Source organism: Mycobacterium montefiorense (genome assembly GCF_025823255.1).
Taxonomy (GTDB): Bacteria; Actinomycetota; Actinomycetes; order Mycobacteriales; family Mycobacteriaceae; genus Mycobacterium; species Mycobacterium montefiorense.
Genome location: NZ_JACKVL010000003.1, coordinates 103,778 through 116,642, shown reverse-complemented (window position 1 = coordinate 116,642; position 12,865 = coordinate 103,778). Strand labels below are relative to the sequence as shown.

General features: G+C 65.6%; 13 protein-coding genes. 9 read left to right on the top strand and 4 right to left on the bottom strand.

The window, feature by feature from the left end:
- Positions 1-13 precede the first annotated feature (13 nt).
- The 4 genes from H7K34_RS01305 to H7K34_RS01290 all read left to right on the top strand — a co-directional run bounded on the left by H7K34_RS01305 (position 14) and on the right by H7K34_RS01290 (position 5,306).
- Positions 14-1,102 carry a DUF5685 family protein gene (locus H7K34_RS01305; protein ID WP_264059004.1) on the top strand — a complete coding sequence of 363 codons (1,089 nt, stop codon included), beginning with the start codon at positions 14-16 and terminating at the stop codon, positions 1,100-1,102.
- A 90-nt stretch (positions 1,103-1,192) separates the two neighbouring features.
- Entirely contained in the window at positions 1,193-2,782 is a 1,590-nt protein-coding gene (locus H7K34_RS01300) for a Na+/H+ antiporter (RefSeq protein ID WP_264059002.1), read from the top strand.
- A gap of 34 nt (positions 2,783-2,816) precedes the next feature.
- Entirely contained in the window at positions 2,817-3,995 is a 1,179-nt protein-coding gene (locus H7K34_RS01295; RefSeq protein WP_264059001.1) for an AAA family ATPase, read from the top strand.
- Positions 3,996-4,163: 168 nt separating this feature from the next.
- On the top strand, positions 4,164-5,306 hold the full coding sequence (locus H7K34_RS01290; RefSeq protein ID WP_264059000.1) for a glycosyltransferase: 1,143 nt from the start codon (positions 4,164-4,166) through the stop codon (positions 5,304-5,306).
- Between the two features lie 3 nt (positions 5,307-5,309).
- On the opposite strand, the gene H7K34_RS01285 is transcribed toward H7K34_RS01290, so the two are convergent.
- Positions 5,310-5,774: a hypothetical protein gene (locus H7K34_RS01285; protein WP_264058998.1), complete on the bottom strand. Its 465-nt coding sequence runs from the start codon at positions 5,772-5,774 to the stop codon at positions 5,310-5,312.
- Positions 5,775-5,885: 111 nt separating this feature from the next.
- Here H7K34_RS01285 and H7K34_RS01280 point away from each other — a divergent pair, with 111 nt between their 5' ends.
- Positions 5,886-6,740, top strand: a complete 855-nt coding sequence (locus H7K34_RS01280) for a sulfurtransferase (RefSeq protein ID WP_264058996.1) — start codon at positions 5,886-5,888, stop codon at positions 6,738-6,740.
- Here the strand turns inward: H7K34_RS01280 and H7K34_RS01275 are convergent, their stop codons facing one another.
- Entirely contained in the window at positions 6,741-7,700 is a 960-nt protein-coding gene (locus H7K34_RS01275; RefSeq protein ID WP_264058994.1) for a 5'-methylthioadenosine/S-adenosylhomocysteine nucleosidase family protein, read from the bottom strand.
- Here H7K34_RS01275 and H7K34_RS01270 point away from each other — a divergent pair.
- On the top strand, positions 7,699-8,544 hold the full coding sequence (locus H7K34_RS01270; RefSeq protein ID WP_264058993.1) for an alpha/beta hydrolase: 846 nt from the start codon (positions 7,699-7,701) through the stop codon (positions 8,542-8,544). The genes H7K34_RS01275 and H7K34_RS01270 overlap by 2 nt on opposite strands.
- Here the strand turns inward: H7K34_RS01270 and H7K34_RS01265 are convergent.
- Together H7K34_RS01265 and H7K34_RS01260 are read right to left on the bottom strand one after the other, a co-directional pair.
- Positions 8,497-9,756, bottom strand: a complete 1,260-nt coding sequence (locus tag H7K34_RS01265) for a cytochrome P450 (protein WP_264058990.1) — start codon at positions 9,754-9,756, stop codon at positions 8,497-8,499. The two genes, H7K34_RS01270 and H7K34_RS01265, sit on opposite strands and share 48 nt — an antisense overlap.
- 8 nt (positions 9,757-9,764) lie before the next feature.
- Positions 9,765-10,331, bottom strand: a complete 567-nt coding sequence (locus H7K34_RS01260; protein WP_264058988.1) for a TetR/AcrR family transcriptional regulator C-terminal domain-containing protein — start codon at positions 10,329-10,331, stop codon at positions 9,765-9,767.
- Positions 10,332-10,476: 145 nt separating this feature from the next.
- On the opposite strand from H7K34_RS01260, the gene H7K34_RS01255 reads away from it, so the two are divergent.
- From H7K34_RS01255 to H7K34_RS01245, 3 genes are read left to right on the top strand one after another with little or no spacing between them, the layout of a single operon-like run.
- Positions 10,477-11,259, top strand: coding sequence for an SDR family NAD(P)-dependent oxidoreductase (locus H7K34_RS01255; RefSeq protein WP_264058987.1), 783 nt, complete (start codon positions 10,477-10,479; stop codon positions 11,257-11,259).
- A complete protein-coding gene (locus tag H7K34_RS01250; RefSeq protein WP_264058986.1) occupies positions 11,256-12,134 on the top strand; it encodes an LLM class F420-dependent oxidoreductase in 879 nt (292 codons plus the stop codon). Before H7K34_RS01255 ends, H7K34_RS01250 begins: the two co-directional genes overlap by 4 nt.
- The gene (locus H7K34_RS01245; RefSeq protein WP_308203177.1) at positions 12,134-12,856 is read left to right on the top strand and encodes a hypothetical protein; all 723 of its coding nucleotides are present in this window, start codon (positions 12,134-12,136) and stop codon (positions 12,854-12,856) included. The genes H7K34_RS01250 and H7K34_RS01245 overlap by 1 nt, the downstream gene beginning before the upstream one ends.
- Positions 12,857-12,865 lie beyond the last annotated feature (9 nt).

Sequence of the window (12,865 nt, the reverse complement as noted above, 5' to 3'; positions counted from 1 at the left end):
GTAGCTTCAGTGCATGTTCGGCATCATTCGGCCCTGCCGTCATCGACTCGGCGACGAGCTCACAGCAGCCTGGACCGCGCAATTGTGCGGATTGTGCCTGGCGCTGCGCGACGACTATGGCCAGTCCGCCCGCATCGCCACCAACTATGACGGCCTTGTGGTCTCGGTTCTGGTCGAGGCGCAGTCGGCCGAGCGGCCCTCCCGCCGCAAGGCCGGACCGTGTCCGCTGCGCGGGATGCGGCGCGCCGAGGTGGCCACCGGTGACTGCGCGCGACTGGCCGCCGTGGTGTCGCTGGCCTTAGCCGCCGCGCGGGTCCGCGATCACGTCGACGACCGCGATGGCATGGTCGGCGTCGCGGGCGTACGACCGGCCGCACGGCGCATCGCCGAACGCTGGGTACGCCAGGGCACCGACACCGGTCATGCCCTGGGTTTCGACACCGGCGTGCTCGTCGCCGCGATGGACCGCCAAGCCCAGCTCGAGGCGACGGCCGGACCGGGCAGCTCGCTGTTGCTGGTGACCGAGCCCACCGAAACCGCAGTCGCGGAAGCCTTCGCCTACACGGCGGTGCTGGCCGGCCGCCCCGCTAATCAGGCACCGCTGCGCGAGATAGGGCAGCTGTTCGGGCGGGTGGCGCACCTGCTGGACGCGGTCGAGGATTACGACGACGACCTGGCCCGCGGTAAGTGGAATCCGTTGGCCGCCACCGAAACTCCGATCGGTAAGGCTCGCCTCCTGTGCGACGACGCGGCGCTGGGCATCGAACTGGCGCTGGCCGACGTGGAGTTCACCGACGGACGTCTGCCGCAGCGGTTGTTGACCCGCGAGGTGCGGCGCGCGATCTCTCGCACCTTTACCCACTCCGGCCGTCCCAGCTGCGGCACACCACATGGCCAGCAGGAACCCATCAACTTCGGCGGCCAAGCCGTCGGAGCCGGCTACCCCGGCGGCCCCATCCCCGAGGGCCAAGAACCAGTCCCCGCGCCCGGACGCAAGGGCGGCGGTTCCGACGGCAGCTGCATCTGCTGCTGCGATAGTTGCGATTGCTGCTGCGACTGTGGCGACTGCTGTGACTGCGGCGATTGCTGCGACTGCTCATAACCAGCTGATCGAACTCGTTGCGCCATTACGTCTTTGTGACGTGTTTCGGCCCAGATAACTAGCCGCGATCCGGTACGGCAGGATGGGCACGTGTTTGGGCTCGAAGTCATTGTTGCGCTCGTCTCGGCCGTCATCGTCGGAACGGTGCTCGGCCGGCGCTACCGCGTGGGCCCGCCAGTGCTGCTCATCTTTCTCGGCACCCTGCTGGGTCTGATCCCCGCCGTCGGCCATGTTCACATCAATGGCGAGATCGTCCTGCTGCTGTTCTTGCCGGCGATCCTGTACTGGGAGGGCCTGGGCACCAGCCTGCGCGAGGTCCGGGCGAACCTGCGCATCATCGTCTTCCTGTCCGTCATCTTGGTAATCGTCACCGCGGTCGCCGTGTCGTGGACGGCACGCGCGCTCGGCATGGAACCCCACGCCGCGGCGGTGTTGGGTGCCGTGCTGTCCCCCACCGACGCCGCCGCCGTGGCCGGCCTGGCGAAAAAGTTGCCGCGCCGAACGCTGACCGTGCTGCGCGCCGAGAGCCTCATCAACGACGGGACGGCGCTGGTGCTGTTCTTCGTGACCGTGCATGTCGCGATGGGCGGAGCCGAAATCGGCCCGGGAGATCTGGTGCTGCGGTTCGTCACCTCCTACCTCGGCGGCATCGCCGCCGGGCTGCTGGTCGGCGGATTGGCGACCCTGGCGCGCAAGCGGATCGATGCACCGCAAGAAGAAACAGCCATGAGCCTGCTGACGCCGTTCGCGGCATTCTTGCTGGCCCAGGCGATGGGGTGCAGCGGTGTGGTCGCGGTCCTGGTGAGTGCCTTGGTGCTCGCCTATGCCGGGCCGGTGGTGATCCGGGCGCGCTCCCGGCTGATGACCTATGGGTTCTGGGAGATGGCGACATTCCTGATCAACGGGTCACTATGGGTGTTCGTCGGCGTGCAGATCCCGGGCGCGGTACGCGGCATCAACGGCGTCGACGGCGGAATTCGGCACGCGCTGTTCATCGCTGCTGCCGTCACCGGTGTCGTCATCGTGTCCCGGATTTTCTGGGGTGAAATCACCACGCTGCTGCTGCGCCTGATCGACCGTCGTGAGGCACAGCGGGCCCGCCGAATCTCCTGGCGTCAGCGCTTCGTGACCGCCTGGGCCGGATTCCGCGGCGCCGTGTCGCTCGCCGCGGCGCTCGCCGTCCCGGCGGCAACGCTGAGCGGAGCGCCGTTCCCCGACCGTAGCCTGATTATTTTCATCGTTGTCGTCGTCATTCTCACGACCGTTCTGGTCCAGGGCATCACACTGCCCGCCGTCGTGCGCTGGGCGCACCTGCCCGAAGACACCGCGTACGAAGAGGAGCTCCAACTGGCCCGCAGTGTCGGCGCCAAGGCTGCTCTTGACGCGCTGCCGCTGGTCGCCGGTGAACTCGGCGCCAGCCCGAGAATGCTGAGCCGATTGCAAAAAGAATACGACGAGCACGCCGCGCTCGTGACGGAGTGCGAGGACGGCACCTCGACCGGTGCGCTGACCAAGCGCGACGACCTGGTTCGGCGGGTACGCCTCGGGGTGCTCTCGCACAAGCGCCGGGCCATCACCACGCTGCGCAATCAAAAGGTCATCGACGACATCGTGCTGCGCGAGTTGCAGTCCGAGATGGACCTCGAAGAGGTGCAGCTGCTCGACCCCGCCGACAACTGATAACGCGTCGGAGCCTGACCGTACAGTCGGCGGCATGTTGCAGACGATTGCTGTTCGGGGGTATCGGTCACTGCGTGAGGTCATCCTGCCGCTGGGCCGGCTGTCGATCATCACCGGCGCAAACGGCGCCGGAAAGTCGTCGCTCTATCGCGCGCTGCGGCTATTGGCAGGTTGCGGTCGCGGCGAGGTCATCGGGTCGCTCGCCCGTGAGGGAGGGCTGCAATCGGTGCTGTGGGCCGGGCCCGAGCAGCTGGCTGGCGCGCGCCGCACGCGGAAAACCGAGGGCACCGTTCGCAACCGACCGGTATCACTCGAAATGGGCTTTGCCGCAGATGATTTCGGCTATCTCGTCGACCTGGGTATGCCGCAGTCGGCCGGGAAGTCGGTTTTCGTCCTGGATCCGGAGATCAAACGGGAAGTGTTGTTCGCCGGACCGGTGCTGCGGCGCAGTACGACGCTGGTGCGCCGATCGCGGGTGTTCGCCGAAGCCGTCAGCTCGGGCAACGGTTTTGACGAGCTGTGCCGGTCGTTGCCGTTGTACCGCAGCGTGCTGGCCGAGTACGCCAACCCGCACGCGCTTCCAGAACTCGCGGCCGTACGGGATCGGTTGCGTGGATGGCGATTCTACGACGGTTTCCGCGTCGACAGCGGGGCGCTGGCCCGGCACCCGCAGGTGGGCACCCGCACCACGGTGCTCTCCGACGACGGCAGCGATCTGGCCGCGGCGATTCAAACGATCCTCGAGTCCGGGTCCGACGACTTGAGCCGTGTCGTCGCCGATGCCTTCGATGACGCCACCATCGCCGTCGCCATTCATGACGGGCTGTTCGACCTACAACTGCGCCAGCGCGGCATGCTGCGCCCATTGCGCGCGGCCGAATTATCTGATGGCACACTGCGATTCCTGCTGTGGGCCGCCGCGTTGTTGAGTCCGGAGGTGCCGTCGCTGATGGTGCTCAACGAGCCGGAGACCTCGCTGCATCCCGACTTGGTACGCCCGCTTGCCTCGCTGATCCGCGCCGCGGCCGCGCTGACTCAGGTTGTGGTCGTCACACACTCGCGGTCGCTGCTGGAGTTCCTCGACACCGTGCCGGTCGCCGAGGGCGATTCCGACGGGGCCGTCGAGATCGAGCTCTACAAGGATTGGGGCGAAACCCGTATCACCGGCCAGGGCCTGCTGACCACGCCGCCCTGGGATTGGGGCAAGCGCTGAGTGTGTCCTGGGCGGCAGCGCCCGGCGTGTCGCCGCACTAGCCGCACGCTCAAATCCCTCAACGCACAGCCTCTTCGGCGGGCGAGAATCAGCGGAATTCATGGAGTGTTAAGGCACGCGACAGGCCTGCATTGTTGAGTGCACACAAGCGCCGCGTGTCCTCAGCGTATGCGCGTTGTACAGGTCGCCAACTTCTATGGCCCTCGGTCCGGCGGTCTTCGTACCGCGGTGGATCGATTGGGCGCGGAATACAGCGCCAACGGGCACGAAGTGTTCTTGATCGTTCCCGGTCCGCGCTCAGAGCGTACCCAGCTGCCGACGGGTGTGGTGCGAATCACTATGCCCGCCTGGCTAATTCCCTTCACCGGCGGTTACCGCGCAGTGATGCCGGGTCCCGTCAAGGCGCTGCTGGAAGCACTGCAACCAGATGCGCTGGAGGTTTCCGACCGGCTCACGCTGAGATCGCTAGGGCGATGGGGCCGCGAACACGGCGCCACCACAGTGATGATCTCGCACGAACGTCTGGATCGCCTTGCCGGCCAAGTACTTCCGCGCCGGCCGGCGCGTAGCCTCGCCGACTTCGCCAACGGCCGCACCGCCGCTGACTATGACACCGTGGTGTGTACCACCGGATTCGCACGCGAGGAATTCGACCGCATCGGCGCGACCAACGTCGTCACGGTGCCCCTGGGCGTGGACCTGAAGACGTTTCATCCGAGTCGGCACTCTCCGCTAGTTCGCCGCAAATGGGCCACACCCAAGCAGCTCCTACTAGTGCACTGCGGCCGGTTGTCGGTGGAGAAGCGAGCCGACCGCAGCATCGACGCGTTGGCCGCATTGTGCGATTTCGGCGTCGACGCCCGACTCGTCGTCATGGGCGAGGGACCGATGCGAGCCAAGCTGCAACGACAGGCCACCGGGCTGCCGATCGATTTCACCGGCTTCATCTCCAACCGGGATACCGTCGCCGGCCTGCTGGCCTCCGCGGATGTCACGCTGGCGCCGGGGCCGCACGAGACATTCGGGTTGGCCGCGCTGGAATCGCTGGCCTGCGGGACGCCGGCGGTGGTCTCCCGCACCTCGGCGCTGACCGAGATCATCACGCCGGACAGCGGCGCCTCGGCCGACAACCACCCGGAGGCGATCGCCCGGGCAGTCGGCACCGTCATCAGCCTGCCCGAATATCACCGCCGGACCTGCGCGCGGCGCCGAGCCGAGAACTTCACCTGGCAGCGGGCCGCCGCCGGCATGCTGGCGACGTTGGGACCGGTAATTGCCGGCCCGGGCAACGATTCCGAGCACACCGCATAGCGCTTAGAAGTCCGAAGCCGCCCAGGAACCCGCCGGATAGGGCGGAACGTGGCCGGCAAAGGCGCCATCGGTCAGGATGCACAGCGTGTCGGTGATGGTTCCCGCGTTTGCTAACACCTTCGGCTGGTTGCCGGGCAGGACGCGCGCCACCACCGCTTGCCAGAAATAGCCCACACCGCCGTGCTCGTACCAAACGAACCAGTCGGCGTCCCGATTGCCGGCACGGATCAGGCGCCGGAAGGGCAGCGTCGGGTCGTTCACCGAATCCGTCGTGTTGAACGGTGCGCCGATGTCGGCGATCGGCGGCAACAGTTTGACCAGCTCGGGTGGCAATTCGGAGATGCTGCGCACTTCCCGCACGGGTGTCGCCAGCGGGCACTGGGTGTTTGGCATCGCCCCGGCCGGCGTCGCCGTCATGACGGCGAGGGCGAGGCCCGCCGCGACTGCAACCCGATAGATGTTGCCCATGTCGGCTCCCGTCGCCCCCGGTGATGATCGGGACCTTACGCCGCACTTTGCTGAGCGCAAATGCTTTTCAACCGACGGCTAGGCTCGTGACAGACAACAAGGAGGTGGATCGTGGAAGCCCGCGACCAGGTGCTGATCACCGCTACGGAGCTAGCCGACCTTATCGAGGCCGGCGACCCGCTGACCGTATTGGATGTGCGTTGGCGACTCGACAAGCCTGACGGGCGTGCGGCTTACGAGCAGGGCCACCTTCCCGGCGCGGTGTACGTGTCACTCGACGAGGAACTCAGCGATCACACCGTCACCGGGCGGGGCCGTCACCCATTGCCCTCGGGGCCAAGCCTTCAGGCCGCGGCACACCGCTGGGGCATCCAGCAGGACTCGCCGGTTGTGGTCTACGACGACTGGAATCGGGCCGGGTCCGCGCGAGCATGGTGGGTATTGACCGCGGCCGGGCTTCCCAACGTCCGCATCCTGGACGGCGGCCTGGGTGCGTGGCAGTCGGCCGGGCAAGACCTCGAGACGGGTCCGGTCACCCCGCAGGCGGGGAATGTGACTGTGCCGCATGATGATTTGTATGCCGGGGCTCGACCCACCCTAACGGCCGAACAAGCCGGCGCGGGCGCCGTGACGCTGCTCGATGCACGCGCACCCGACCGCTACAGCGGCGACACCGAACCTGTCGACGCCGTCGCCGGGCACATCCCTGGCGCGCGGAATCTGCCGAGTGGCTCGGTGTTGGCGGCCGACGGCACGTTTCTCGGCGAATTGGCTCTTGCCCAGCAGCTGTCCGACCGGGGCATCGACCGCACCGGTCCGTTGGGCGCCTACTGCGGCTCCGGCGTTACCGCCGCCATCGACATCGCGGCGCTCACGGCGATGGGTTGCGAGGCGGCGCTGTATCCCGGGTCGTGGTCGGAGTGGTCTTCGGATCCGAGTCACCCGGTGGCGCGCGGTCCCGAATAGTCAGCCCGCGGGCCAGCTCTGCAGGAAGGCGGCCGTCACGCGCGCGGCGTTGGTCGCGGCGACCTTCTTGTAGACGAAGAACTGAAACGGGAAGCCGGGCAGCCGAAGCGGATCCCCCGGGCCGTCCGAGATGCCGCGGATACCAAGGAACGGAATGCCGTGCGCATCGGCGACGGCCTGCGCCGCCGCTGTCTCGTTGTCCGTCGCGACGAAGGCCGGGTCCGCCGCCGATACGATCTTCGCGTTACTGATCAGCCCGTGTCGCAGCCACGGCCACGCTGCCCGAAAGAGGTTGCCGGTGTAGAAACGCGAGCGATCGGGAGCGGTCCGAGGCTGGCAGCCGAACACCCCGCCGCCGTTGGGGATGCACGGGAACGCCTGACCGTTGTTGTTGTCGTATGTGCAGCCGTCACCGCCGACCTGCAGCAACGGCAGGTGCACCATCCCTCTGGCGTGGTCCAGTGCGACGGAGAGCTGTTCGGCCACCGCGAGCATGACAGCATCGACCGGATGGAATGCCGCACCGTTGTCCAGCGTCCAGCGCGCCGGCACGGCCACGTCGGCAATGCCTGTCCGCCCGGCACCGCCGGCCACACCCGAAAAGACCACTGCGCCAACGGTATCCGAGAAACGAGCCAACGCGGTCTCAGTGCTTTCCGCCGCGTTCACCGCACCGATACCGGTCATCGCCACGATGACCTTCTGGCCGCGGATCGAGCCAAGGTAGAAATGCCGGCGGTCAGCGACCACTACCGGGTCGCAGTCCAGCACGGTATGGGACAGCACCGCCTCGGCCTCGACGGGAAACGCCGTCAAGACCAGCGTGCGCTGCTCGCATGAATCCACCGGCACGTTCGACACTTCCTTGGGTTCGGCGGTGCCCCAACAGTATCGTCCTTTTCCCTCGTCGACGGTGGCCAAGAAGCTAGTGTCGGAGCGCGACAAAGGAGTCAGCCGCATGCTCGAAGTGATCGAGAGAACACCGCAACGCGAGTCCGGCAAAGCACCGTTGCTCTTCGTGCACGGTGCCTGGCACGGAGCCTGGTGCTACGACGAATACTTCTTGGACTTCTTCGCCGAAAAGGGCTATCGGGCGCTGGCGTTGAGCCTTCGCGGCCACGGAAACAGCACCGCACCAAAGTTCCCGCGGTTGTGTTCGACAGCGGACTTCGTTGACGACGTCGATTCAGTGGCAAGAAGACTTCCCGAGCCGCCGGTCCTGATCGGCCACTTCATGGGTGGCTTCGTGGTGCAGAAGTACCTGGAATCGCACGACGCACCCGCCGCCGTGCTGCTCGCCTCCGTGCCGCCGAGCGGGATTACCGGATTCTTGCTGGGCAGGTTCAAACGGCACCCGTGGCTCACCGTATCGACGCTGACCAGAATGAGGTCACTGCGCGGTATCGGCGGTACGCCCGAATTGGCTCGCGAAGCCTTCTTCTCCGCATCGAATTCCGACGCCGATGTGGCGCGCTACACCGCGCTGCTGTGCGAAGAGTATGCCGCGAGAATCGCGATCGATATGTTGTGGGTGAACCTGCCCAAACCGCACCTCGTCACCACCCCGCTGTTAGTTCTCGGAGCCGAGGACGACGCCTGCTTCACCCAAAAGGAAGTCCTTTCCACCGCGGCGGCATACCGGACCGAGGCCGAGTTCTTCCCCAAAATGAGCCATGACGTGATGCTCGATCCTGGTTGGGTCGCCGTGGCCGAGCGAATTCACGTCTGGCTCGAAACACTTGCCGCGCAACGTAAGTCAATCGGTGCTGCAGGGCAGGCGTTTGATCCCATGAAAGAACGATGAGCGCAGCCGGTCGGGCGGCCCAGTGACCGTCAGCGCCGGCACGTTTAAGTAGAGCTCCTCGAGCATGACCCGCAGTTCCAGACGGGCCAGCTGAGCACCCAGACAGAAGTGCACTCCCCCGCCGCCGAATGCGGCGTGATCTGCGTCGGGGCGAGTGACGTCGAATTCGTCGGCCCGGTCGAACACCTCCTCGTCGCGATTGGCCGACAAGTAATGCAGCAGCACCCAGTCACCTGCGGGGATGTGCTGCCCACGGATTTCGACGTCACTGGTGACGGTACGACGAAAATGCATGACCGGCGTTGCCCACCGCAGCAGTTCCTCGACCGCGGGCTTGACGGCTTCTGGATCGCGGTTCAGCAGGGCCTGCTGCTCTGGGTGCTCGGATAGCGCCAAAATGCCATGGCTCAGCGTATTTCGGGTGGTTTCATTGCCCGCAATTGCCAGCAGCAGGAAGAACTCGTTCAATTGGTCCCGGTTGAGCTTTTCGCCGTCCACCTCTGCAGCCAGCAGTGCCGATAAGATGTCGTCGGTGAGCCCGTACTTGCGCCGGTGTGCCACCAATTCGCCACAGTAGGTGAATATTTCAGCTGCGGCTTGTCCGAGGGCCTCCGGGGTCGGAGCGTAGTCGGGGTCTTCGATGCCCAGGCTTCCGATGGCGTTACTCCACCGGAAAACGTCCATTCGGTCTTCGGCGGGCACCCCGAGCACATCGGCGATCACCTGCAGTGATAACTCCGCGGAAATGTCTGTCACGGCGTCGAATTCACCCTTGGTGGTGATGTCGGCGACGATGTCGCGGGCGACTTTGCGCATTTGCGGTTCCAGACGCTGCACATTGCGGACGGTGAAGCCTTGGTTGATCAGCTTGCGGTAGAGGACGTGACGAGGTGGATCGATACCGGGCAGCAGTGCCGAATTCGGTCCCGCCTCGACCTCGACCAAGGTGTTGCCCTGGCTACTGGTGAAGGTGTCGGTGTCACGGCTGACGAGCCGAACGTCGGCATGCTTGGTCAGCAGCCATGCTCTGGGCAGGCCGGGCAATTGCACCGGATGCACCGGTGAACCGGCCCGCAGCCGGGTCAACGCATCGAACGGGGCGCCCGTGACAAAAGTATCGGGGTCCAGCACCGCCGCGGCATCGCGATCGGATGCGGTCTGCTGGTTCTCGACGATCAGCGACCCCAGCACATTGGGCTTGGGAATGCTCATCGCCTCAGTCATCCCCCTTTCGAGGACGTCGTGATTCCGGCGACGATCACATCCAGCCCGGCGCGAAAGTGTGCCGCCATCTGGCGCCTGGCGCGGGGCGCGGCCTCAGCGGAGCGTGTTTCCTCCAGCGCTATCGAACCCAGTAGGTACGTGTACAAGACGGTGTGGGCCGCAGCCGCAGTGGCTTTCGCGAGTCCCGCCTCGGCCAGCAGCGAGCGGCTGTGCCGATCGAGCCGGCGAGCGGGCTCGTTCCCGGTACTGGTTTGCAGGATGCTAGCGACACCTGGCACACCGAGGATCAATTCCCTTGCAGCACAATATAGCTCGATGAGTCTGGTCATCCACGGTCCATTGTCCGGCATCGGGACTTCCGCGAGTATTGACTCGGCAACCAGCTCAAGCGCCGCTTGCTTACTGGGGACGTGGTAATACACCGAGGGCACGGCGGCGCCGAGTTCGGCGGCGAGCTCGCGCATCGTGACGCGCTGCACGCCCACGCGGCGCGCCAGATTGCGCAAGGCGACTACCACCTCGTCGCGATCGAGCTCGCCATAAGTGCGGCGAGCTCCAGCCATCGTTGCGACCTGATCCCCCTTGGCTACCAAGATGTCAATCCCCCATTCAGATTCGAGCGTTGATAAAGATGAATTCGAGCATTGTTAAAATCTACCCGCTATCGGGCCGCCTAAATCAAAGAATCTGCTATGTAATATTTGCCCAATGACTGGCCGGTTAGCGGGCAAGGTGGCGATTATCACCGGGGCCAGCAGTGGCCTGGGGCCGGTTCTGGGCGCGGTGTTCGTCCGCGAAGGTGCGCGGGTACTACTAGCGGCCCGGCGCGAGGAGCTAGTCCACGACGCGGCGGCAGCGGCCGGGGCCGGCGCCATCGCGATGCGAGCCGACGTCACCAACGAGGACGACGTCGCCGCCATGGTGGCACGGGCGGTCACGGAGTTCGGCCACGTCGACATCCTGTGCAACAACGCAGCCGCACCAGGACAGGACCGGTGGATCTGGGAGCAGACGCTCGACAACTGGAACGCAACAATCGCCATCGACCTCACCGCCGCGATGCTGTGCACTCGCGAAGTGCTCAACCAGTCGATGCTGCAACGCCGCGCCGGTGTCATCCTGAACTTCTCCTCCACGGCCGGTTACCACGGCATCGTCCGCAAAACCCACTACGTCACCGCGAAGGCGTCGCTGCGTGCCTTCACCAAGTCCGTCGCACTCGAGGTCGGTCCGCACGGCATCCGCTGCAATTGCATCGTGCCGGGTGCTATCGACACTGACCTATATCGCAATTGGTTACAGCGGACGGCCGACGAGCAGGGTGTCGAGGTCGCGACCGTGCGGGCGAAGTCCCTCAAAGACGTCGCGTTGCGTGATATTTCGTCTCCCGACGACGTGGCCAACTTGGCATTGTTCTTGGCCAGCGACGAGAGCCGAACCATCACAGGGCAATCGATCCCTGTCGACGCCGGAGGGTACATGCAGGGATGAACACGCCGCGCGCAAAGTTGTCGGTGTCCACACCGGTAGTGATCACGATGCCCCAACTCAGTGCCGACTGGGAGCGGGACGCCTCGATCGAGGAGCTGACTCAAATCGCCGAAGCCGCAGACCGGCTCGGCTACTACCACCTGACCTGCAGCGAGCACGTCGCGCTGCCCGCAATAGAACACCAGCGACGGGGCATGAGTTACTGGGACCCGCTGGCGACGTTGGGCTATCTGGCTGCGCGCACACAGCGAATACGGTTGGCTACCAACGTGTTAGTGCTCGCTTACCACCACCCGCTGGAAATCGCCAAGCGCTACGGCACGTTGGATAAAGTCAGCAATGGGCGGCTGATTCTCGGCGTCGGCGTCGGCAGCCTCAAAGAAGAATTCGACCTTCTCGGAGCTCCTTTCGACGACCGCGGACCTCGCGGCGACGATGCACTGCGCGCATTGCGCGCGTCCTTGTCGGTTCCCAAACCCGCCTACCATGGCGAGTTCTATTCGTTCGACGGCATGGTCGTCGACCCGTGCGCCGTCCAGGGTCACGTCCCGATCTGGATCGGCGGACGCACGCAGCGATCGTTGCGCCGGGCCGTAACCCTGGCCGACGGCTGGGCTCCCTTCAACGTGACGCTGCAACAGGCCCGAGAGTGGTTGGGTCGCTTCGAACTTCCGGCAGGCTTCGAGGTGGTGTTGCCGCCGCCGGCGCCACTGGACCCGATCAACAATCCCGACCGCACCCGCGAACTGCTCGCCGATACCGCCGCGCACGGCGCCACCATCGTCAGCGCCTGGTTCAGGCATGACTCGCTGCAGCAATACCTGGAGAACCTGCACGCTCTTGCCGAGCTTCACCCCCCGGGCGGCCCCGCGTGATCCGGGTCAGGGCAGGCATTTTCAGCCTCACCGCACCGGCCGACGATGAAAGCGGTTATCTGCGTTGGCACCTGCTCGATCACATGCCAGAGCAATATCAACTCGTGGGCATCGTGCACGGGCTGCGTTGGATCGCGGACGGCGACTACCTCCACCACCGTTTAGCGGCTCACGGGCCGCTCGGCGAGGTTGGCAACGTGGTGCACTATCTGGTCAGCGACCCCGTTGAAGAGACCTTCGACGACTTCGTGGCATTAGGGCGCACATTGCGGGACAACGGTCGCTTTCCCGTCGCGCGGCCGCTACTGCAAATCGCGGGGCTGCGCCTGCTGCAGTGGCACTGTTCACCGCACGCCCTCATTTCCCCTGAGGTGGTGCCGTTTCGGCCGCACCGCGGCATCCTGCTGATCGTCGAAGAGCCCACCGACGGCCGCTCCAACGACTGGCTGCAATGGCTACACGCCGAACACTTCCCAGCCCTGCTCGCCACCCCGGGCACGGCGGGCGCATGGACATTCGGTTCGAGCGCCGGCTGGAGCCACATACCCCGCGGATGGCGAAACGATCATCAATACATCACCGTCGTTTACCTCGACGGCGACCCACTCACCACGACAGCCGCCCTGGCCCCGCTCGTCGAAGAACGCTGGCGATCACGAGCGGTGCGACCCGTATTCGCCGGTCCGCTGCGAACGATGATCAATTGGGAGGCCTGGCCGTAGCGTAGGAAC